Consider the following 22014-nt stretch of genomic DNA (forward strand, 5'->3'; position numbering starts at 1 on the left):
ATTTCTATCCCCATTCTTTTATTTTATAGATTCACAAATGCATTGCAGTAATGCTTCTACAGTGTACTCTTTTGGCACAATAACATGTGGAAAATAGAGGTTCGCCTCTTTTTCCGTAATAGGCCCTATACAAGCAATTGTACATTTTTTCGTCCATTCTCTCCAGTTTGTACCCTCAAGTAAACGAACAAAACTATCAACAGTTGAAGGGCTCGTAAATGTAATAATATTTACTTCCCCTAATTTCAATGCTGTTATAAGTTCTTGTTTTTTCTCTACATTCACCTTCGTACCATATACAATTAACTCATCTAGAAAAACACCAAACTCCCTAAGTTTAACCGGGATTACATCTCTTGCTAAATTCCCTTTCGGAAATAAAATACGCTCGTTTCCACTTAATTCTTTTAGAAACTCTTCGGCAAATGTTTCTGCAACAAATGCAGTGGGAACAAACTCTACTTGATAGCCTCGCTTTTCTAACTCTAACTTTGTTTTCACGCCTACTGCAGCAATTTTAATCGGTCCGGGGAGCTTCTTTCTCAAACTATCTAGAAAAAAAGCTACACCATTTTTACTCGTGAAAATAACCCAGTCATACGAATGTAGCTGCCCTGCTATATGTTGAATTTGCCTATGAGACGTACCTTCCATACGCAAAAGCGGAATTTCCAATGGAATTCCGCTCCTTTCTTTCACTGCTACACTCATTTGTTTCGCTTGGTGCTGGGCACGTGTAATCAATACTGTTTTGCCAGCGAGAGCGTTCATATTTATTGTTGCTCCTTATTTGCAGCAAGGATGAGCTCTTTTGCTCCTTGTTTAATTAAACGGTCCGCAGCCTCTAATCCAACTTGCTTCGGATCATTACCTACTACTATCTCTTTCAATAAAACAGAACCGTCCATAGAACCGACAAGCGCTGTTAATTCGATTGCATCATTTTCTTTAAGAGTTGCATATCCAGCGATTGGAACTTGGCATCCACCTTCAAGTTTATGAAGAAATACTCGTTCAGCAGCCACTGTTCTTTCTGTTACTGCATCATTAATATGCGCTAACAACTGAAGTAAATCCGTATCATCCTCACGACATTCAATCGCTAATGCACCTTGTCCTACGGCTGGTACACATAACGTTTCATCTAAATGTTCTGTAATAACTTCTCCGTCCCAGCCCATTCTCTGTAATCCAGCTGTCGCTAAAATAATTGCATCGTAATCTTCATCTTTTAACTTACGTAAGCGTGTATCGATATTCCCGCGAATCCATTTCACTTGTAAATCTGGTCTCGCAGCTAGTAGTTGTGCACTACGTCTCAAACTACTCGTTCCTAAGATCGCGCCTTCTGCTAAGTCTTTAAACGATTCTCCGTTTTTAGAAATAAAAGCATCACGAGGGTCAACGCGCTTTGGCGTACAACCAATCGTTAATCCATCTGGAAGTACAGCTGGCATATCTTTCATACTATGTACAGCCATATCAATTTCTTTCGTAAGTAACGCATGTTCAATTTCCTTTACAAATAAACCTTTTCCGCCTACTTTTGAAAGAGTAACATCTAAAATAACATCACCTTTTGTGACGATTTCTTTCACTTCAAATTCATATGGTAAACCAAGCGCTTTTAATTGATCAATAAACCAATTAGTTTGTGTTAATGCTAGTTTACTCTTTCGTGAACCTACAATAATTTTGCGCATAATTCTCTCTCCTCATTATAAATACCAAAAGTGGAAATTAGATAAACTGCTTAATAGAAAAATGTTAACTAGCATTACGAGAAATGCCCCGATATTCCACTGCACAATTTTCTTACCTTGCAACACATCTGCTGCTCGTAAATATAAGCCCACGCAATATACAAATAGAACGACAAAGGACCCAATTACTTTCGTATCATACCAATGGAAATTATCCAATTTTGTATATCCCCATATGCATCCTAATATAATTGCTAATAAGAAAAACGGAACAGAAAATAAATTTAATCCGTAAGACATAGATTCAAGCTTCGGCAAATTTCCTAATCTTCTTAATCTCGCATTCCACTTTTTCTTTTTTAATAGTCGGTATTGCAATAAATACATAATAGAAAAAATAAACGATACAGTAAACGTTGCATAAGAAATAATCGCCATACCGACATGCACGTATACAAGTTCTGAAACTAATTGCTCTGCAAGTACTGGCGACATCTTCCCGAGCGGTGTAAAAATAGAAAAAGCGCTTACGCCAAATGCTACAACATTTGTAAAAAAGACTAAAAAGTCAATACGCATAAATCGATTAATGACTAATGACATCGTAATCAATAACCAAACATAAAAATAAATCCCTGATAATAAAGTTAAAATAGGATTCGTTTCTGAATCTGTAGCCCTAAGCAACATAAAGATAGACTGCAGAACCCATACAATCGAAAGTAACCAAAAAGCAAAGCGGTTCGCCTTTCGGTTACTTTGGAAATAATCTATAAAATATAAACTAATGCTACAAGCATATAAAATAATTGCAATATGATAAATAATACTGTTATTTAAAAAACTCATCCGATCATCCTTCCAAGTTATAAAGATGGAACGGATGGTGTCCACGCTCTTTTATGTTCTACTTCTTCCGTATTTCCCGCTTCTTCCACTTCTAAATCAAAAATCTTCGCAAATAAAGCTAATTTTTCGCCAGCTCCCTCTTCAACAGCTAATTCTTTAGCTACTAAAATTGGGTCTTTTAACAATTGGTTAATAATACTTTTCGTATGTTTACTAATTACTTTTTTCTCACGATCACTAAGGTTTGGTATTTTTCGCTCAAGACTTTCCATCGTATCACTTTGAATTGCTAGCGCTTTATCACGAAGAGCTGATATTAACGGTACAACACCTAGCGTACTTAACCACGTTTTAAATAAAACCATTTCTTCTTCAATCATAAATTGAATTTTCTCTGCTTCTTTTAAACGTTCAGCACGGTTTGCTTCAACTACACCTTGCAGATCGTCGATATCATATAAGAAAGAGCCTTCTAATTCATCAATCGCCGGATCAATATCACGTGGTACTGCAATATCAACCATAAATAACGGACGACCAGAGCGCATTCTCTCTACTTTTGTCATCATTTCTTTCGTAATGACATATTCTGATGCACCCGTTGAACTAATTAAAATATCCGCTTCTAATAATGCACATTGCAATTCACTTAAAGGCTTTGCATGTCCCATATATTTCTCAGCCATCACTTCCGCTTTCGTAAGCGTCCTATTCATAACCGTTACTTTACGAGCTCCACTTCCGTATAAGTTTTGCAGTGCAAGTTCACCCATCTTACCCGCACCAAGAATAAGTACATGACAATCTGTTAAATCGCCAAATATTTTCTTTCCGAGCTCAACAGCAGCATAACTAACAGACATCGCACTTTCACCAATCGTTGTTTCTGAGTGCGCACGTTTTGCTAACGTAACCACTTGCTTAAACAACTCATTAAAAATTGTACCTGTCGCTTTTACTTGTTGTGCTTCTAAAAAGCTATCTTTTATTTGACCTAAAATTTGCGTCTCTCCAACAACCATAGAATCCAAACCGCACGTTACGCGGAATAAATGATCTATTGCGCCATCTTGTTCAAAAATAGACAAGTATGGTGCGATTTCTTCTATTTCAAGCTGAAACCAATCAGCTAAAAACTTCTTAATGTAATACCGTCCCGTGTGTAATTGATCGACAACAGCGTAAATCTCAGTGCGATTACAAGTTGATACAATGACATTTTCTAGCACGCTCTTTTGGTTTTGTAATGTAGTCATTGCTTGCTCTAGCTCTGCTGCCTGAAATGTGAGTTTCTCACGAAATTCTACAGGGGCTGTTCGATAATTTACACTAACAACAAGAATATGCACGCAGCATGTCCCCCTTCACCCGTTTTATCACTTTATCTACTATCATAATACAACTTTCCTCTTATGAATCTGACAATCGTGTGAACAACTGATTATTTTTTATTTATTCTCCATATGTAATAAAGGAGCTTCAGTAAGATTAATAAAGAACTTTCTACTTTATAATAATTATAAAATAACAACTCTATTTGTACGTTACCAAAAAAAGTCCTCATAATCAAGTGATGGAAACTATTCCATATTAATTATAACATCATCTTTTCTATCTTCTTTCATCATGAAGGAAAATATGTATGATTGTTCCAAAATATAGTACTCACTTTCTCGATGCAATGCATTTGACATTGTATTTCTTTTTCGTTATATTGGTTTTACAAAATTAAATTGTGCACAATTTAAAAATACAAGGAGTTGCCTATGAAAGAAAATCCTTTGCATCTAGATAACCAACTTTGTTTTTCTATTTACGCTTGTTCTAGAGAGGTTACCCGTTTTTACCGCCCCTATTTAGAAGAAATGGGCATTACGTATCCCCAGTACATTACTTTACTCGTACTCTGGGAACAAGACGGACTAACAGTAAAAGAAATTGGAGAACGTCTATTTTTAGATTCTGGTACTTTAACACCTATGTTAAAACGTATGGAATCATTAAAACTTGTACAACGTGTTCGTTCAAAAGAAGACGAGCGAAAAGTTTGTATTGAATTAACAAAACAAGGTAAAGATTTAAAAGGAATAGCTTGTTCATTACCAACAACGATGGCTACAAATTTAGGCATTACAGAGCAAGAATATCATTCTTTATTAATCCAATTAAACACATTAATTGAAACAATGAAAAAAATTAATGACAGAAAAGGGGAATAAACATGGATAAATTATATACTGCTTCAGTAACAGCAACAGGTGGAAGAAACGGTAAGGTAGTTTCAGATGATGGCATATTAAATCTTGATGTAAAAATGCCAAAAGCACTAGGTGGCGCAGGCGGAGAAGCAACAAATCCAGAACAATTATTTGCAGCTGGTTATGCAGCTTGCTTTGATAGTGCATTACAACTTGTAATTCGTACAAAACGTATGAAGGTGGAAAGTACAGAAGTGACTGCACACGTTTCTATCGGTAAAGATACAGATGGTGGTTTCGGACTATCTGCTGTACTTGACGTACATGTTGCTGGTGTTTCTCATGCCGAAGCACAAGAACTTGTAGAAGCCGCTCACGGTGTATGTCCTTACTCTAAAGCAACAAGAGGAAATATTGAAGTTACATTAAACGTACGCTAAAAGTTTAGTAAATAAAAAAAAACGCGCGACATTCGTCACGCGTTTTTTGTTTTTGTCATTTTATGAATTGCTTTCCATGCTTCTTCTTTTCCAAGTCCTGTTTCAGAAGAGAATAGAACGATTTCATCGCCAATTTCAACAGCAAGCGTTTCTTTTACAACTTTTAAATGCTTTTGCCATTTCCCTTTCGGAATTTTATCGGCTTTCGTTGCAATAATAATTGTTGGGATTTCATAATGCTTTAAGAAATCATACATCATAATGTCATCTTTTGTTGGTTGGTGACGTAAATCAACTACTAATACAGCTGCGTCTAATTGCGTACGTGTTGTAAAGTAAGTTTCAATCATTCTGCCCCATGCCGCGCGCTCTGTTTTAGATACTTTCGCATATCCATAACCTGGAACGTCAACAAAATGCATCATTTCATTGATTAAGAAAAAGTTCAGCGTTTGCGTTTTTCCTGGTTTAGAAGAAATACGTACTAACTTTTTACGATTTAAAATTTTATTAATAAAGGAAGACTTCCCGACATTAGAACGACCTGCTAAGGCAATTTCTGGTAAATCACTGTCTGGATATTGTTCCGGTTTAACGGCACTAATTACAATATCTGCTTTTGTTACTTTCATTGTTTCACTCCTACTAATGCGTGCTCCAATACTTCGTCTAAATGAGATGCAAGCACAAACGTAAGGTTTTCTTTTACGCTCTCTGGAATATCATCTAAATCTTTCTCATTTTCCGCCGGTAAAATAATTTTTGTTAATCCCGCGCGGTGAGCACTTAATGTTTTTTCTTTCAAACCACCAATCGGTAATACACGACCACGAAGTGTAATTTCACCTGTCATACCAACTTCTTTACTTACAGGAATACCTGTTAGTGCAGAAATAAGTGCCGTTGCCATCGTAATACCTGCTGATGGTCCATCTTTTGGAACTGCTCCTTCTGGAACATGAATATGAATATCGTTTTTCTCATGGAAATCCGGATCAATATGAAGTTCTTCTGCACGAGAACGAATATAGCTAAACGCGGCTTGTGCGGATTCTTTCATAACATCCCCAAGTTTCCCTGTTAAAATTAATTTCCCTTTTCCTGGCGCTACAGACACTTCAATTGCAAGTGTATCGCCGCCCGCTGCTGTGTAAGCTAAACCTGTTGCCATACCAACTTGGTCTGTTTTTTCAGCTTGACCATAACGGAATATATGCTTACCAAGTAAATCAACAATATTTTTCTCTGTTACAACAATGCGCTTGCGTTCTGCTGTAACGATAATTTTTGCTGCTTTACGGCAAACTTTTGCAATTTGACGCTCTAACGTACGAACACCAGCCTCGCGTGTATAATAACGAATAATTTCAAGAAGCGCTTCATCACGTACTTGCAAATTACCTTTTCGCAAACCGTGCTCTTTTAATTGTTTCGGCAATAAATGCTCACGAGCAATGTGCACCTTTTCAAGTTCTGTATAACCAGCAATTGAAATGATTTCCATACGGTCAAGCAATGGGCCCGGAACACTTGCAAGTGTATTAGCAGTTGCAACGAACATAACTTTCGATAAATCATATGGCTCTTCAATGTAATGATCACTGAAGTTATGGTTTTGTTCTGGATCTAACACTTCAAGTAACGCCGCTGATGGGTCTCCCCTGAAATCGTTAGACATTTTATCAATCTCATCTAATAAGAAGACTGGATTAACTGTTTTCGCCTTCTTCATACCTTGAATAATACGTCCTGGCATCGCTCCTACATATGTACGACGGTGACCACGAATTTCAGATTCATCACGCACACCACCAAGAGAAACACGTACAAAATTACGGTTTAACGATGTTGCGATAGAACGAGCTAACGAAGTTTTCCCAACCCCAGGAGGTCCTACTAGACAAAGAATTGGCCCTTTTAATGAATTCGTTAACTTCTGTACAGCTAAATATTCAAGTACTCGCTCTTTCACTTTTTCAAGACCGTAATGATCTTTATTTAAAATTTCTTCCGAATGAGTGAGGTCAATCATATCCTCTGTTGCTGTTGTCCATGGGAGAGCTAATAACCAATCAATATAATTATGAATGACACCACTCTCAGCAGAACTTACAGGTAATTTTTCATAACGATCTAATTCTTTCAGTGCAGCCTTCATTGTTTCTTCAGGCATTCCCGACTGTTCAATTTTCTCACGAAGTTCTTCAACTTCCCCGCCCTTGCCTTCTTTATCACCAAGTTCAGTTTGAATTGCCTTCATTTGCTCACGTAAGAAATATTCTTTTTGCGTGCGCTCCATTGAACGTTTCACTTTTTGTCCAATTTTCTTTTCTAGGCTAAGTAACTCTTGTTCATCTTGAATAATTGAAATAAGTGTATGTAGTCGTTCTTTCACAGATACAATCTCTAAAATCTCTTGTTTCTGCTTCGTTTTAATCGGTAAGTGAGAAGCAATTAAATCAGCTAGTCTTCCCGGTTCTTCTACATCAGCTACCGTTGCAAATGTTTCATTTGAAACTTTTTTCGAAACTTTAATATATTGTTCGAAATGCTCCAGTAACGTACGCATAAGAGCCTTCTCTTCTAAATCATCTTCTACTTCTTCCGTTACCGTTTTAATAGAAACTTGCACTATATTTTCTTCTTCGATAAACTCTACTACTTCTGCTCTATGTAAACCTTCTACAAGGACACGAAGCGTACCGTTCGGCAATTTTAACATTTGCTTCACTTTCGCCACTGTACCTACACTATATATGTCATCTTCTTTCGGATCGTCGATATTCATTTCTTTTTGCATTGCTAAAAAGATGATATTTTCATCCATTGCCGCCTGCTCTAGTGCTTGTATCGATTTATCACGTCCTACATCAAGATGCAGAACCATCGTTGGATATACGAGAATGCCTCTTAATGGTAGGAGGGGCACAATTCTTTCATTCGTATTCATACTAGACATAGCACCTCCATAATAAATTAAACTCCTGTTCAACTATTTTATATTACAATACATCTAGATGCAATTGCAGAGATTCTTCGCAATTGTTAATCCCCTGTTTTTTTGTGCCTCACGAAAAGAAAAAAGACTCCGCTTAAGCATACAAACTTAAACGAAGTCTGGCAAATTTTTATTATTGTATATTCTCACATTGATTGTGCATCTGTTTCGTCCAAATCATTATGTGCATCAAGCTCACGATGCATATTTTCCTGCATAAATGTTAATTCAAATACTTCTTTTAATTTGCGAACAGGAATGATCTCAATTCCCTTTATTGTATACAAAAATGGTTGCATGTTTTCAGCCGGAATGATGACTTTCTTAGCTCCCGCTTTTTTCGCAGCTTTTATTTTTGCGTACACACCACCAATAGGCTTCACTTCTCCGTGGATACTTATCTCACCTGTCATCGCTACTTCATTATTCACATACGTACGATGCACTGCTGAATAGACACCTGTTGCCATAGCAATACCTGCTGAAGGACCATCAATCGGGATACCACCAGGAAAATTAATATGTATATCATACCCTTCTGGCAACACATCTAGAGAACGAAGTACTGTTAACACATTATCAACAGAACCTTTCGCCATACTTTTACGGCGGATTGATTTCGTTTGATTTCCAATACTTTCCTCTTCTACAATTCCAGTGACATTTACTGATCCTTTATCTTTCGCAGGAATAGCTGTTACCTCAATTTCTAATAACGCACCTGTATTCGGCCCATATACAGCAAGCCCGTTCACAAGACCGATTCTCGGAATTGGATAAATACGTTTTTCGTACTTTGGTGTAAGCTGACTAGAATGAACAACCCATTCAATATCTTCATCTTTAATGAAAGGTCGTTCTTCATTTATCGCCATACCAGCAGAAATTTGCACGAGATTAATTGCTTCTCGCCCATTTCTTGCATACATTCCAATCATTTCGATACCGTTCTCACCTACTTGCATCTCCACTTTGTCAGCTGCATTTTTCGCTACTTTTTGAATTTCTTCTGTATCTAACTCACGGAAGAACACTTCTAAACAACGCGACCTAATTGCAGGAGGAATTTCCTCTGGTGAACGTGTCGTTGCACCAACTAAGCGAAAATCTGCAGGTAAACCTTTTTGAAAAATATCATGTATATACGTTGGAATCATCGAATTTTCTTCACTATAATACGCACTTTCCAAAAACACTTTCCGATCTTCTAACACTTTTAGCATTTTATTCATTTGAATTGGATGTAATTCACCAATCTCATCAATGAACAAAATACCACCATGCGCATCTGTTACAGCCCCTTTTTTCGGTTGCGGGATACCCGCTTGTCCCATTGCACCTGCTCCTTGATAAATAGGATCATGCACTGAACCAATTAATGGATCCGCAATACCACGCTCATCAAACCTAGCTGTCGTCGCATCAAGTTCGATAAATGTTGCATTTGTACGAAATGGAGATTTCGGATTTCGTTTCGCTTCTTCTAATACAAGGCGTGCTGCCGCTGTCTTTCCGACACCTGGCGGACCGTATATGATCACATGTTGCGGATTAGGACCACAAAGAGCCGCTTTTAACGACTTAATCCCGTCTTCTTGCCCTACAATGTCTATAAAGGATGTAGGACGTACCTTTTCCGCAAGCGGCTCTGTTAAAGAAACCTCACGCATTTTACGAAGCTGCTCTAATTCTTTTTTCGATTCTCGATCAATTGAAACTTTTTGTGTTCGCTGATTTCGAAGTAAATGCCAAAAATACAATCCGACAATTACGCCAAAAACAAGTTGAACAAGTAAAAATATATTTGTCCAGCTCATAATTCATTTCCTCCCGCTATGTTTTACCTTTTAGTATTTCCTGGGAGGAATAGTGCTAAACATAAAGAAAAACAGCAATTATAAAAATTGCTGTTTCTTCTTCGCATTATGCAGATGTTTTTGTATCAAGTACAGTACCGTCTTGTAACACCAATTTCGGCGGTTCATTATCAGCTACTGTTTCTTTCGTAAGAATACACTTCTCGATATCTTTGCGAGATGGAAGTTCGAACATTACATCAAGCATCAAGCCTTCAATAATAGAACGAAGTCCACGAGCACCTGTTTTACGTTCAATTGCTTTTTTCGCAATCTCAACTAGTGCACCTTCTTCAAACTCTAACTCAACATCGTCAAGCTCCAATAATTTTTGGAATTGCTTAACAAGTGCATTTTTCGGTTTAGTTAAAATATCTACAAGAGCATCTTCATCAAGCGGCTCTAGGTTCGCAATAACTGGAAGACGACCGATAAACTCCGGAATTAAACCGAATCTTAAAAGATCCTCTGGTAAAACGTGAGATAAAACATGCTTCTCATTTACATCAGCATTTTTCTTCTCAGCACCAAATCCAATTACTTTCTCACCAAGGCGACGTTTAATAATAGGCTCGATGCCATCAAACGCTCCACCACAAATGAATAGGATGTTCGTTGTATCAATTTGAATAAACTCTTGATGCGGGTGCTTACGACCACCTTGAGGTGGAACGCTCGCTACAGTACCTTCTAAAATTTTCAGAAGTGCCTGCTGTACACCTTCACCAGATACATCACGTGTAATTGATGGATTTTCGGACTTACGTGCCACTTTATCAATCTCATCAATATAAATAATTCCTTTTTCCGCTTTTTCTACATCGTAATCAGCCGCTTGAATTAGTTTTAGTAAGATGTTTTCTACATCTTCCCCAACGTATCCAGCTTCTGTTAAAGATGTTGCGTCCGCGATTGCAAATGGAACATTTAAAATACGCGCTAATGTTTGTGCCAATAATGTTTTACCACTACCAGTTGGCCCAATAAGTGAAATATTACTCTTCGCTAATTCTACATCATCAATTTTGCTGTTAGAATTAATGCGTTTGTAATGGTTATATACCGCTACCGCTAGTGCTTTTTTCGCGTTATCTTGTCCGATGACATACTCATCTAAGATTTCACGAATTTCTACCGGTTTCGGTACATCTTTGAATTCTACTTCTTCGTCCTTCGCAAGCTCCTCTTGTACAATTTCAGTACAAAGCTCGATACACTCGTCACAAATGTAAACACCTGGACCTGCAACTAACTTTCGAACTTGCGTTTGTGTTTTACCACAGAAAGAACATTTTAATTGACCTTTTTCATCATTAAATTTAAACATATTTTCACACCCCTTACAAAGTGCTAACCTCTTGCCTTCGTATGTACACGATAAATGTATCGTATGTAAATACATATTATGTCACTACGTAGCGAGAAATACAAATAATATGACTAGTTATGTACAAATAAAAAAATTTTAAAACTTTTGAAATATGTATATTCGACTTACAAAGGCACTTTTCCTTCTTCATCGAAAAGTTTTATAAATATATTTCTATATTTATAAAACAAGGCACGATTAAAATCGCGCCTTGTTATTTTATTATGCAGCGTTGTCTACTAAGAAGTCTACAGCTTTACGCACTTTAAGATCTTCAGATAAAGCGTCTACGCTTCCAAGAGCTTGCTTGATAGCGTCTACTGGCATACCGTACATTTCAGCCATTTTTTCAACTTCTGCAGTTACTTCTTCTTCAGTAACTTCGATGTTTTCAGCTTCAATGATAGCTTCAAGAACAAGATTGATTCTTACACGTTTTTGTGCATCCTCTTTCATTTGCTCTTTTAATTTGTCAGCGTCAGTACCTGTGAATTGGTAGTAAAGCTCAAGGTTCATACCTTGTTGGCTTAAACGTTGCTCGAATTCACGAACCATACGATCTAACTCAGTGTCGATCATAGCTTCTGGAATGTCGATTTCAGCGTTAGCAGCAGCTAATTCTACTACTTCGTCACGTACTTTGTGCTCAGCTTCGTGCTTTTTGCCTTCTTCTAAGTTTGTACGAAGTTTTGTTTTTAATTCATCAAGAGTTGCAACTTCTTCGTCAGCATCTTTAGCGAACTCGTCGTTTAACTCAGGAAGTTCTTTTGTTTTGATTTCGTGAATTGTTACTTTGAATGTTGCTGGTTTACCAGCTAATTCAGCAGCATGGTACTCTTCTGGGAATGATACTTCAACTTCTTTAGAATCACCAGATTTAAGACCAATTACTTGCTCTTCGAAACCTGGGATGAAAGTACCAGAACCGATTGCAAGAGAATAGTTTTCGCCTTTTCCGCCTTCAAATGCTTCGCCATCAACGAAACCTTCGAAGTCGATTACAGCTGTATCACCATCTGCAGCAGTTCCGTCTTCTTTAACAACTAGTTCAGCTTGACGCTCTTGTAAAGCTTTTACTTCGTTCTCTACATCCTCGTCAGTTACAGTTGTTTCAACTTTTTCTACTGCTAAACCTTTGTAATCACCTAATTTAACTTCAGGTTTTACAGTAACTTTTGCAGTGAAAATTAAGTTTTGGCCTTTTTCGAATTTCTCGATGTCAATCTCAGGATGAGCAACTGGGAAGATACCAGCTTCATCGATTGCTTCACCGTATGCTTTTGGTAAAATGATATCTAAAGCATCTTGGTATAAAGATTCAATACCAAAGCGTTGTTCGAATAATGGACGAGGCATTTTCCCTTTACGGAAACCTGGTACATTAATTGTTTTCACTACTTTTTTGAATGCAGCGTCGATAGAGTTATTTACTTCTTTAGCATCAACTTCGATTGTTAAAACGCCAACGTTACCTTCTAATTTTTCCCATTTTGTAGACATTTATTCTTTCCCTCCAACTATAATAATGTATGCACATACCTCTATAGATCAAAATTTTTATTATCTCTTTCTTGAAATAACAAATGTACAAATAACCCTCTAGCAAAAAGCTTTCAGATACAATGTTCCAATCTACTAATTGTCTAAAAGACAACTACGGTATATTTTGTTCGAGACTAATATGAAACATATTAAGTAAGAGAATTATACTCCTCTTCTCTTACAAACAGGCAGATTTCTGCCTTTTGCAACCCTTACATTATAACATAGAATGTGCTCGTTTCAATAACTGAACGATTCTTTTTCATAATTATACGGGCAAATACCCTTCTCTTTCAATGCGCAGTAACCATTGATAGGCAATATGAAATTCCTCAAACTCAATATTGTACGCTGTCATAAGTTCTTCTTCATCAATAGCCAATCCGAAACGCTTTCTTCCAATTCTCTCTAAGACAGCAGCCCAAATTTCTACTTTATCCATTAATAGAGGGAACGGAAAAATGCTAATTTGTAATTCTTTCCAGTATGTAACCATCGTACTAAATATATCTGGATAATTTTGCTCTAATCGGTTTGAGAATTTATGTATAATTTTATCGGATTGCTCCTCATTACGACCTGTAAATGCTGGAATCACCTTTATCGTATTTCCAAACTTCTCTACTTCTATCTCTTCTTCTATTTGATTTTCTACCATTTTATACAAAATAGAAGTTTTTAAATAAGGGTGCTGATCTTCGTCTATTAAAAATTTCTTTAAAGTAGGAAGTGCGAGATCCAGGTCTTTTAACGAAAGTTTCTGGATCACTCTTAGCTTTGGACCAAAGTTTTCTCCAAAAAGCCCATCGGTAAATTCTTCTAATTCAAAATTCGAATCCACTAGCGGTGTATCTTCTGCATTCAGCATCCCTTGTGCAAACAAAGCAAGCTGCGCCAATTTTTCCTTTTGCTCAGGAATTATATCTTTCGTTTGCAAAACTTCCTCAACAGTTTCAATGACACCTTCATAATCATTTGTTTGAACTAAAATAGTTACATACGTTTCAAGAATATCACCAAATAATACAGCTCCTGTTTCAAGCAACTGCTCACATTTTTCTTTCGCTTCTTCCATACGTTTTAATTCTAGCAAACAAATAACGGAAGCTAATTCTGTTTGTTCCGTTTCTGCATTATACTGACGTAATATTTCAAAGCAGCGCAATGCATCTTCGAATTCCCGCTCTTTCAACGCTAAAAAACCTTTATCAATATAGCGTTCTGATAGTTGCGGAAACAATACGACCGTATTTTCTTTTTTATCCATACGTCCGCCTCTTTTTCTAGATTTTAATGATCTTCAAAGTAAATATATCAAATGCGTAATGAGAACACAACATTCCAAAATTATTTATTTGAAATATATGAATATTCTATTTTCATAACAAAAAAGCAACAAACTTCTAAATGAAATTCATTTTTCACAAACAAAAACCCTCAGCAACAGACGGCAGAGGGTTCATCATTAATGGAAAGCTTTTATAATTGTGGGGTATATAACAAGGGTAATAATTTGGAGAACAATAATTGCCATAACAATCATGCTAAAATAGAAGATTGGTTTACTTCGCTTCATTAAAAACATAATAATAAGCATCGTACAAGCAAACAAACTTAAAAAGAACAAACTCGTTGTCGAACTAAGTATACCACTCGGGACAAAGAACAATAAAACTACACTACAAGTACCTATAATTCCAAATAACCATTCCATTCATTCACTCATTCCCTTTCCCTCTCATGGCAGTTTTTTCTACGCTACTAAATGTTTTACAACATCAATTACATATGTTAACTTTTCATACGCCACAAACCCAAAAGCTACTGTTAAACCCGTTACGATTAATCCTTTCATCATCTCTTCCTCCTCATTTATCGTTGTTATCTTCATTATATAAGATTAGTAATTTGTTACCATCGAACTTCCTTACACTTACCTTACAGAGTTGTAAGATTTCAAAAATAAGTTTAAAATCATGTTAATGTATTTTTGTACAATTAAGAATTTAATTTACAAGGGGGATTATATATGTTCAAAAAAATGGCAGCTGACGTTTTAGGATTAAGCGATGTAGGTTCCGTTATCACACCAAAAGATTACGATAAGGTCGATGCTGATGATTACGTAATGCATGAAGATGGGGAGAAAATTTACTTTCTTATTAAATCAAAATCGGATGAATATTGCTTTACAAACAAAGGATTAATTCACTTAGATGGTACAAGTGCCACAAGCAAAAAACGTACATTACGCCGCTTTAGCTATAGTAAATATCAAATTAAAAACGTAGCACTTGAAACTGCAGGAACGATTGATTTAGATGTAGAAATTAAATTTCAAATGGGAGATGAGCATTACTCAATTGATGTTCATAAAAAACATATTGAAGAATTAAAAGATTTATATAAGGCTCTTCTTAAAATCGAAGAAATTTCATACGACAACGACATTACATTGCAGTATGCACATAAAAGTTTAGATATGGCATCTAACGCTTTCAGCCGTATTTCAAATGCACAAGTAAATTTAGCAGAACAGTTTAAAGAGATGAACGAGATCGCCTTTAACTGGCTCGTTGATACGAAAAAGCAATATAACGTGAAAGATTACGGTTTTGTCTTTGAAAAATTTATTAATAACTAATTTAAAACAAACAAAAAACCTTGTTATCAAAAGATAACAAGGTTTTTTTAGCGTCCCAGGAGAGATTCGAACTCCCGACCGTACGCTTAGAAGGCGTATGCTCTATCCGGCTGAGCTACTGGGACATGGAGCGGGTGAAGAGAATCGAACTCTCGACCAGAGCTTGGAAGGCTCTTGTTTTACCACTAAACTACACCCGCATATGTTATTTTATTTTTCTTCGTTAGCGCCGTTGCCCTATCGACAATATTTATTATATTCATAACTACTTATAAAGTCAACACTTTTTTAAAAGAGGATAATTTTTCTTATCCTCTTTTAAAAATTGCTTGTTCCACCAGCTGTCCATCTAATGTTTCAAAACGAACTTCTATATGATTTTCATCCATTTCTAATAAAGCGAATGTCTTTTCCACACGAGAGCGCGGGAGCAAAATACTTCCTGGATTAATAAATAAAATCCCATCAAGTAATTCTGCCCCTAATACATGAGAATGTCCAAAGCACGCTACTTGTGCTCCTACTTCTTCTGCATGATACGCTAACGTTTGTAACGTCATTTTCACATCATGACGATGACCGTGTACAACTAAGAAACGAATTCCATCTACATCAGTTACAATTTCATCTTGAAAGTTAGCATAATCACAATTCCCTTTTACAACTTGGAAACCTTGTAGCTCTTCGTGAGCAGGCGTTAGCTCTGAATCACCACAATGAATCATGACATCTACTTTCCCTTCATATTTCTCTTTTAACTGCTGTAATTCCTTCACAGAGCTATGACTATCGCTTACGATTAAAGCTTTCATCAATCTCTCTCCCTTATTCTTCTAAAAACCATTCCGGGATTTTCTCTTCTAATTTACGAAGAGCGCGTCCGCGGTGGCTAATGGCATTTTTCTCATCTGAGCTTAGTTCCGCCATTGCCTTTTTATATTCTTCTACATAAAAAATCGGATCGTATCCAAAACCATTTTCCCCGCGACGCTGTTCTAAGATTTTCCCTTCACACGTTCCGTTTACAATAACCGGCTCTTTATCTGCCTCAGGGAAAGCAACCGCTAGTGCACAGTAAAAACGAGCTGTACGTTTTTCTAAATCGATGTCAGTTAACTCTTGCAACACTTTATCGATATTCGCTTGGTCATCTTTCGGCTCTCCAGCAAAACGAGCTGAATATACACCTGGTTTCCCGTTTAAGGCATCTACAATAAGACCTGAGTCATCCGCAATTACGATGGAATTCAACTGTCTACTAAGACTGTCCGCTTTCAAAATTGCGTTTTCTTCAAATGTTTCACCAGTTTCTTCGACTTCTTCAATATGAGGAAAATCGTGTAAAGATTTCACTTCTAAGTCAAATCTCTCAAATAACTCAGCAAACTCACGTACTTTCCCAAGATTTTTCGTCGCTACAACAACTTGCTTCATATTTTCCACCTCTACTCTATATGAGATACGATGTCACCTAACGCTTCTTTTTGCTTTTCAACAAGTTGGAAAATCCCTTGTTCAGCAGCATCAAGTAATTCATTTAATTCAGCTCTGCTAAACGTCGCTTCTTCTCCAGTTCCTTGCACTTCAACAAACTGACCTTTTCCAGTCATAATAACGTTCATATCAACGTCTGCTTTAGAATCTTCAGCATAATTTAAATCTAAAACAACACCTTGTTCTTCAACAACACCTACTGACGTTGCCGCTAAATAATCTTTCACCGGAATTTTAGATACTTTTTCTGCTTGCAATAATTTTTCAAAAGCTAATACCATCGCTACATAAGCACCTGTAATAGAAGCTGTTCTCGTTCCGCCATCCGCTTGAATTACATCACAGTCAATCCAAACCGTTCTTTCGCCAAGCGCTTCTAAATCAACAACCGCACGTAATGCTCGTCCAATTAAACGCTGGATTTCCATTGTACGCCCTGTTACTTTCCCTTTACTTGACTCCCTGATTGTACGTTGCTCTGTCGCACGTGGAATCATTGAGTATTCTGCTGTTACCCAGCCTTTTCCTTCTCCGCGCATAAACGGCGGTACACGCTCTTCAATTGTCGCTGAACAAATTACCTTTGTATCCCCAACTTCAATTAGTACCGATCCCTCTGGATGTTTTAAATAATTTGTATGAATATGTATATGGCGTAGCTCTGCTTTTCCTCTACCATCTACTCGCATAAAAATAACCCCCTCATAAATACTCTCATTAGTATAGCCAAATTTAAATGTACGATATGTATAACAATAAAAGAAGGGGAACTCAAAAAGCAATTCCCCTTTCTTACATAAGTATATCAAATTATTCGCGATTAAAAACTACCTGTATTCACGTTTTGTGGACGATCAACAGGTTTTATTAACTTTTCACCTTTCTCATCCATAAGATTTGCTTTCCCATTCACTTCAATAGAAACATTTTTCACACCTTGTTTTTCCGTTAAAGATAAGACTAACGATTTCAACACATAATTTGAAATCATGTTTTTGTCTGGGTTCACAAATATATTTTCATTAAAGTTTAATGTAATATTTCCGTTCTCCACTTTTGGATTCGTAATAAGCTTAGCTCCTGGATTAAAATCATTTAGTAGCGACCCTTGAATCGGACCTTTTACAAGCTCATCCACAATTGCCGAGTAATCATTTTCTTTTCCTTCTGCAACGCGCCTTGTTACCGGTACGTAATATTGCTGCTTATTATTATTTTGCGCCATAAAGTAAAGTGTAACCGGTTTTGTATGCGTCACATCTGCTACTTGTTCATCATCAAAGTTAATTCCATTCGCACGACTTACACCTTCACCAAGCGGTGTACCCGCAACAGGCATCTTCACTAACTTTTCACCATTTATTTGGAACTGCACTTGTTTTATTTCTGTAAATTGAGTCAAAGTCCACGCTACTGATTCAACAATTTGACGTTCTTCTTCTTTTGAATAATTTTTCATTTCTTTAGAGAAATCAATTACTGCTGTCCCGCCTTTTTTCAAATTCAAGGTCATCGTCGTATTCGCTGGAAGGACTGCTCGAAATCCATTTGGCAATAAATTTGTAACTGGTCCATCTTTCACAAGATACTCTAACGTTTGCTGTACAACTTCATTCGCTTTCGGAGTAGGCATTGCAATAGTTTGCGGTACGACATATCCATTTTTATCAACGAGGTATAACTCTCTATTTACTGTTTGCCCTTGTTTATCTTTTTTAGCAGTTTCTTTCTTTTCACCTTCTGTATACGTAACTTTTTTTGGCGGATCAATTTGTTCTGTCGCTTTCTCTTGATTTAACAAGCCACACCCTGATAATAAAATCGCACTCACAGTAGCACCAACAACCCATTTAAAAGTGGATTTAGGCATGCCATTCCCCCCTAAAATCTAAGTTTGTACTATTATGTATACGAGCTGTTTCATGTTTTAGAACAAGCTATGGCTACTTATACAGAAAAAACCCCTGATTTCTCAGGAGTTCTCTTATATGAATCTACTATTATTCTATTTCTAAATTGATATGCTTCACATTTTCAATCGGCTGACCGAACCACTTTGATGCAATTTCTTTAAACAGGCCTATTTTACCAGTCGTTAAGAAGAGATGATCACTTTGTTCTTCTCCCTCATTTAGCATCTTACTATGGTATAAAATCGTGCTTACCTCACGCGCTGTTTCATCACCCGAACTAATTAATTGTACTTGATCCCCCATTACCTTTTTAATAACAGGACCTAAAATCGGATAATGTGTACATCCTAGAATAAGCGTATCAATGTCAGTACTTTTCAACGGTTGCAATGTTTCTCTTACAACTTCATACGCCATTTCACTTTCGAAATTCCCACTCTCTACAAGCTCAACGAAAGGTGGGCACGCTAAACTTTCTACCATAACACGGTTATTAATAGACTTTAGCGCCTCTTCATAGGCGCCACTTTTTACTGTTCCAATCGTTCCAATAATCCCAACATGATACGTATTTGTCACTTTTAAAGCTGTACGTGATCCTGGATGAATAACTCCAACTACTGGAATTGGTAATTGTTTCTGCATTTCTTCTAATACAACCGCAGTTGCTGTATTACACGCAATAACTAACATTTTGATATTTAAATCTAATAAATGCTCCGTCATTTCCCACGTAAATTGACGCACTTCTTCACGAGAACGCGGACCATAAGGGCAACGTGCTGTATCCCCTAAATATATAATACGCTCTTTCGGCAACTGACGAATTAATTCCTTCGCTACTGTTAAACCGCCCACTCCTGAATCAATAACACCGATCGCTCTATTCAACTTAATCACCCGTTTTCTCATTCATCATCTTTTATGTTTATCAGTATATTTTACACACTTTAAGTTCGCTAACTTAAAGTGCCCCTGTATAAAAATTTTCATTTGTACCTATATAGATCAGGACCTTTTTTATTTTGCTCCTTTTTTTCATAATTTGCAAGACAGAAAAATAACCGACCTTCTATATGAAAGTCGGTTTCTTCTATATAAATTGCGTATTTACCCCGCTATTTGCCAGGCAGTAAGACCCCCACCTCAAAATTCAGCGAAAGCAAAGAAGTTATATGGGGGATCGGGCTGCCCGTAAAAGTCCGATTGGTGTAGGCTAATAATTAGTGGGGGATGCCCCCCACTAATTAAAGTTTCACTTTATTGCTCCATCTTTTTTTGGAAAGAAGACATTCCTATTAATAAGAAGAAATGAGCAGAAATTAAAATGATGATTAAAATAAAATTCAAACGATAACTATTTGTAGCTTCCATAACTTTGCTCGCTACAGCTGGTCCAAATGCCATACCGAAAAAGTTAATTAAATTATATAAACCAAGACCGACTCCAACTTTAGCTGGATGTAATGTTTTCGGTATAAATGTGTTTAATGATACTTGAATAGCTGAATAACTCATAAATGTTAAAATAACCGCCACTAAAATAATGATTAAGTTCCCGTTCGGAATAAGCCCTAAAATTAAAAAGCCAACGATCATAATGACAGACGCTACATAAATCATATTCACATTTCCAAACGAAGGGACAATCTTCCCCGTAATAAAACTAGATACAATACCAAAGAGTGATGCAACAAACAATGCAATTCCGATAACGAATGGCGACAATCCGTGCACTCTTCCTAACAGTGATGGCAATAATAATAGACTAGCACATAACGCCACATTAATTATAAACCCGACCGCTATTAAACGAAGAAATGGTTTGTTCGAAAATAACTCAATATCAATAAATGGATGCTCCGCGTTCTTCATACGAACCGTGAATAAAAATAAGAAAGCTACCGATAACACAAATAGCCAACTATTAATATTGACACCTAATAAAACAGTCGTAATGAATGCAAATAATAACGCCGCTCCAATGTAATCAAAATGAAACGCTTCATCCGTATGCTGCGCTTCTTCTGGCATAAATTTTATAAGCAAGAAAATCCCAACTACTGAAATAGCCATAAATAAAAATAAATATGGCCACCCTAATGTATTTGTAATAGCCCCGCCAACTAAAGGACCAATGCCTATTGCTAATGCAATAGAAGAACTAATCATCGCTAATGCACCAGGCTTCTTAGCAGGAGCAACTAATTTTGCCACTGCAATCATACTAAGCGCAATAAACGCCTCGCCCCCACTCGCCTGCACTAATCTTGCAAGAATGGTAATCGCATAAGATTGATTCATAAATCCAATAATAGAACCCGCTACAAATATGATAATTGAAATAATCAATAGTTTTTTTACGCTATAACGATCAGCCAACTTCCCATATATCATCGAACCAATACCGACAACTAAGGAATAACCTACTACAACATGCGGCGTGAAATTAGGTGCTACATAAAATAAAGCCCCTTCTTCTTTCAACTTACTTTCTAGCAAAAACGGAACTCGATTTTCTAAATGTACAGCTTTTTCTTCATCGTTTGTATAACCTGTTATACGCTTACCGGCAACAAAAAACGAGCCATCTTTATTTTTCACACCAACTAAAGAACTTACCCCGTGACAAACAGCCGCTACGATCCGGTTATTATTGTACATATTCTCAATTAAATTTGCTACATATGGATTACCTGGAAAATCTACAATCGCCCCGTGCCCACCACAAAATAATACCGCATCATACTCTGAAGAGTGAACAGTTGAAATCGCCCTCGTATTTTGCAATAAAGAAGCGACATGCTTAAATTCACGAGGTATGCCATTCGGAATAGACACTCTATCAATTGGTACTCTCCCGCCTTTTATCGACACAATATCAACATCGAACTTAGCTTTTTTAAATAAATGATAAGGAGCTGCGAGCTCTTCCAGCCACAAACCAGTCGGGTGTCCATTCAAATCATGAGCGCTTGTTGAAACTAATAATACCCTTTTCAACATAT

20 protein-coding genes and 2 tRNA genes are annotated in these 22014 nt (G+C 36.8%); 3 read left to right on the plus strand and 19 right to left on the minus strand.

The annotated features are described in order from the left end of the window. Positions 1 to 18: 18 nt before the first annotated feature. The 4 genes from hemD to hemA are packed head-to-tail and all read right to left on the minus strand — an operon-like array spanning position 19 to position 3901. Entirely contained in the window at positions 19 to 771 is a 753-nt protein-coding gene (hemD, locus tag LCF45_RS22035) for a uroporphyrinogen-III synthase (protein WP_002015357.1), read from the minus strand. 2 nt (positions 772 to 773) lie between these two features. Beyond that, positions 774 to 1703: a hydroxymethylbilane synthase gene (gene hemC, locus LCF45_RS22040; RefSeq protein WP_002034194.1), complete on the minus strand. Its 930-nt coding sequence runs from the start codon at positions 1701 to 1703 to the stop codon at positions 774 to 776. Positions 1704 to 1718: 15 nt separating this feature from the next. Continuing rightward, complete coding sequence (locus LCF45_RS22045) at positions 1719 to 2552, minus strand: cytochrome c biogenesis protein (RefSeq protein WP_002015354.1); 834 nt, start codon at positions 2550 to 2552, stop codon at positions 1719 to 1721. A 17-nt stretch (positions 2553 to 2569) separates the two neighbouring features. After that, a complete protein-coding gene (gene hemA, locus LCF45_RS22050) occupies positions 2570 to 3901 on the minus strand; it encodes a glutamyl-tRNA reductase (RefSeq protein ID WP_002129273.1) in 1332 nt (443 codons plus the stop codon). A gap of 417 nt (positions 3902 to 4318) precedes the next feature. On the opposite strand from hemA, the gene LCF45_RS22055 reads away from it, so the two are divergent. Both LCF45_RS22055 and LCF45_RS22060 read left to right on the plus strand, forming a co-directional pair. Further along, positions 4319 to 4771, plus strand: coding sequence for a MarR family winged helix-turn-helix transcriptional regulator (locus tag LCF45_RS22055; protein WP_002190790.1), 453 nt, complete (start codon positions 4319 to 4321; stop codon positions 4769 to 4771). A 2-nt stretch (positions 4772 to 4773) separates the two neighbouring features. Further along, positions 4774 to 5190 (plus strand): organic hydroperoxide resistance protein, encoded by a 417-nt coding sequence (locus LCF45_RS22060; protein ID WP_002015349.1) that lies wholly within the window; start codon positions 4774 to 4776, stop codon positions 5188 to 5190. A 35-nt stretch (positions 5191 to 5225) separates the two neighbouring features. On the opposite strand, the gene yihA is transcribed toward LCF45_RS22060, so the two are convergent. The 7 genes from yihA to LCF45_RS22095 all read right to left on the minus strand — a co-directional run bounded on the left by yihA (position 5226) and on the right by LCF45_RS22095 (position 14669). After that, entirely contained in the window at positions 5226 to 5822 is a 597-nt protein-coding gene (gene yihA, locus LCF45_RS22065) for a ribosome biogenesis GTP-binding protein YihA/YsxC (RefSeq protein WP_002088829.1), read from the minus strand. Continuing rightward, positions 5819 to 8149, minus strand: a complete 2331-nt coding sequence (gene lon, locus LCF45_RS22070) for an endopeptidase La (RefSeq protein WP_002034201.1) — start codon at positions 8147 to 8149, stop codon at positions 5819 to 5821. Before lon ends, yihA begins: the two co-directional genes overlap by 4 nt. A gap of 185 nt (positions 8150 to 8334) precedes the next feature. Then, positions 8335 to 10005, minus strand: a complete 1671-nt coding sequence (gene lonB, locus LCF45_RS22075; RefSeq protein ID WP_002034202.1) for an ATP-dependent protease LonB — start codon at positions 10003 to 10005, stop codon at positions 8335 to 8337. 106 nt (positions 10006 to 10111) lie between these two features. Then, a complete protein-coding gene (clpX, locus tag LCF45_RS22080) occupies positions 10112 to 11371 on the minus strand; it encodes an ATP-dependent protease ATP-binding subunit ClpX (RefSeq protein ID WP_000472285.1) in 1260 nt (419 codons plus the stop codon). A 264-nt stretch (positions 11372 to 11635) separates the two neighbouring features. Beyond that, a complete protein-coding gene (gene tig / locus LCF45_RS22085; RefSeq protein WP_002015345.1) occupies positions 11636 to 12913 on the minus strand; it encodes a trigger factor in 1278 nt (425 codons plus the stop codon). Positions 12914 to 13223: 310 nt separating this feature from the next. After that, a complete protein-coding gene (locus LCF45_RS22090) occupies positions 13224 to 14222 on the minus strand; it encodes a hypothetical protein (RefSeq protein ID WP_263894284.1) in 999 nt (332 codons plus the stop codon). 198 nt (positions 14223 to 14420) lie between these two features. Further along, complete coding sequence (locus LCF45_RS22095; protein ID WP_001983650.1) at positions 14421 to 14669, minus strand: hypothetical protein; 249 nt, start codon at positions 14667 to 14669, stop codon at positions 14421 to 14423. 315 nt (positions 14670 to 14984) lie between these two features. On the opposite strand from LCF45_RS22095, the gene LCF45_RS22100 reads away from it, so the two are divergent. Further along, entirely contained in the window at positions 14985 to 15599 is a 615-nt protein-coding gene (locus LCF45_RS22100) for a PH domain-containing protein (RefSeq protein WP_000473869.1), read from the plus strand. Between the two features lie 51 nt (positions 15600 to 15650). Here the strand turns inward: LCF45_RS22100 and LCF45_RS22105 are convergent. The 8 genes from LCF45_RS22105 to LCF45_RS22140 all read right to left on the minus strand — a co-directional run bounded on the left by LCF45_RS22105 (position 15651) and on the right by LCF45_RS22140 (position 22012). Then, positions 15651 to 15724: transfer RNA gene (locus LCF45_RS22105), tRNA-Arg, on the minus strand. Position 15725: 1 nt separating this feature from the next. Next, positions 15726 to 15799, minus strand: a tRNA-Gly gene (locus LCF45_RS22110). A 108-nt stretch (positions 15800 to 15907) separates the two neighbouring features. After that, positions 15908 to 16411: a metallophosphoesterase gene (locus LCF45_RS22115; protein WP_002129278.1), complete on the minus strand. Its 504-nt coding sequence runs from the start codon at positions 16409 to 16411 to the stop codon at positions 15908 to 15910. A 13-nt stretch (positions 16412 to 16424) separates the two neighbouring features. Further along, complete coding sequence (locus tag LCF45_RS22120) at positions 16425 to 17033, minus strand: XTP/dITP diphosphatase (protein WP_002143277.1); 609 nt, start codon at positions 17031 to 17033, stop codon at positions 16425 to 16427. A gap of 11 nt (positions 17034 to 17044) precedes the next feature. Further along, a complete protein-coding gene (gene rph, locus LCF45_RS22125; protein WP_002015340.1) occupies positions 17045 to 17782 on the minus strand; it encodes a ribonuclease PH in 738 nt (245 codons plus the stop codon). Between the two features lie 131 nt (positions 17783 to 17913). Beyond that, positions 17914 to 18963 carry a GerMN domain-containing protein gene (locus tag LCF45_RS22130; RefSeq protein ID WP_002129281.1) on the minus strand — a complete coding sequence of 350 codons (1050 nt, stop codon included), beginning with the start codon at positions 18961 to 18963 and terminating at the stop codon, positions 17914 to 17916. 130 nt (positions 18964 to 19093) lie between these two features. Beyond that, a complete protein-coding gene (gene racE / locus LCF45_RS22135) occupies positions 19094 to 19918 on the minus strand; it encodes a glutamate racemase (protein ID WP_048517140.1) in 825 nt (274 codons plus the stop codon). Positions 19919 to 20266: 348 nt separating this feature from the next. Further along, positions 20267 to 22012: an MFS transporter gene (locus tag LCF45_RS22140; RefSeq protein ID WP_263894285.1), complete on the minus strand. Its 1746-nt coding sequence runs from the start codon at positions 22010 to 22012 to the stop codon at positions 20267 to 20269. Between the last annotated feature and the right edge of the window lie 2 nt (positions 22013 to 22014).

The organism is Bacillus sp. 41-22 (assembly GCF_025809295.1).
Lineage (GTDB): Bacteria > Bacillota > Bacilli > Bacillales > Bacillaceae_G > Bacillus_A > Bacillus_A mycoides.

What these genes read in the sequence shown, in the direction of transcription:
- LCF45_RS22095 (WP_001983650.1), bottom strand. Translation starts at nt 14,669, where the DNA reads ATGGAATGGTTATTTGGAATTATAGGTACTTGTAGTGTAGTTTTATTG.
- LCF45_RS22120 (WP_002143277.1), bottom strand. Translation starts at nt 17,033, where the DNA reads ATGAAGCAAGTTGTTGTAGCGACGAAAAATCTTGGGAAAGTACGTGAG.
- lon (WP_002034201.1), bottom strand. Translation starts at nt 8,149, where the DNA reads ATGTCTAGTATGAATACGAATGAAAGAATTGTGCCCCTCCTACCATTA.
- racE (WP_048517140.1), bottom strand. Translation starts at nt 19,918, where the DNA reads ATGAGAAAACGGGTGATTAAGTTGAATAGAGCGATCGGTGTTATTGAT.
- LCF45_RS22055 (WP_002190790.1), top strand. Translation starts at nt 4,319, where the DNA reads ATGAAAGAAAATCCTTTGCATCTAGATAACCAACTTTGTTTTTCTATT.
- hemC (WP_002034194.1), bottom strand. Translation starts at nt 1,703, where the DNA reads ATGCGCAAAATTATTGTAGGTTCACGAAAGAGTAAACTAGCATTAACA.
- LCF45_RS22060 (WP_002015349.1), top strand. Translation starts at nt 4,774, where the DNA reads ATGGATAAATTATATACTGCTTCAGTAACAGCAACAGGTGGAAGAAAC.
- hemD (WP_002015357.1), bottom strand. Translation starts at nt 771, where the DNA reads ATGAACGCTCTCGCTGGCAAAACAGTATTGATTACACGTGCCCAGCAC.
- LCF45_RS22115 (WP_002129278.1), bottom strand. Translation starts at nt 16,411, where the DNA reads ATGAAAGCTTTAATCGTAAGCGATAGTCATAGCTCTGTGAAGGAATTA.
- LCF45_RS22100 (WP_000473869.1), top strand. Translation starts at nt 14,985, where the DNA reads ATGTTCAAAAAAATGGCAGCTGACGTTTTAGGATTAAGCGATGTAGGT.
- rph (WP_002015340.1), bottom strand. Translation starts at nt 17,782, where the DNA reads ATGCGAGTAGATGGTAGAGGAAAAGCAGAGCTACGCCATATACATATT.
- yihA (WP_002088829.1), bottom strand. Translation starts at nt 5,822, where the DNA reads ATGAAAGTAACAAAAGCAGATATTGTAATTAGTGCCGTTAAACCGGAA.
- LCF45_RS22130 (WP_002129281.1), bottom strand. Translation starts at nt 18,963, where the DNA reads ATGCCTAAATCCACTTTTAAATGGGTTGTTGGTGCTACTGTGAGTGCG.
- lonB (WP_002034202.1), bottom strand. Translation starts at nt 10,005, where the DNA reads ATGAGCTGGACAAATATATTTTTACTTGTTCAACTTGTTTTTGGCGTA.
- clpX (WP_000472285.1), bottom strand. Translation starts at nt 11,371, where the DNA reads ATGTTTAAATTTAATGATGAAAAAGGTCAATTAAAATGTTCTTTCTGT.
- LCF45_RS22045 (WP_002015354.1), bottom strand. Translation starts at nt 2,552, where the DNA reads ATGAGTTTTTTAAATAACAGTATTATTTATCATATTGCAATTATTTTA.
- LCF45_RS22090 (WP_263894284.1), bottom strand. Translation starts at nt 14,222, where the DNA reads ATGGATAAAAAAGAAAATACGGTCGTATTGTTTCCGCAACTATCAGAA.
- tig (WP_002015345.1), bottom strand. Translation starts at nt 12,913, where the DNA reads ATGTCTACAAAATGGGAAAAATTAGAAGGTAACGTTGGCGTTTTAACA.
- LCF45_RS22140 (WP_263894285.1), bottom strand. Translation starts at nt 22,012, where the DNA reads ATGTTGAAAAGGGTATTATTAGTTTCAACAAGCGCTCATGATTTGAAT.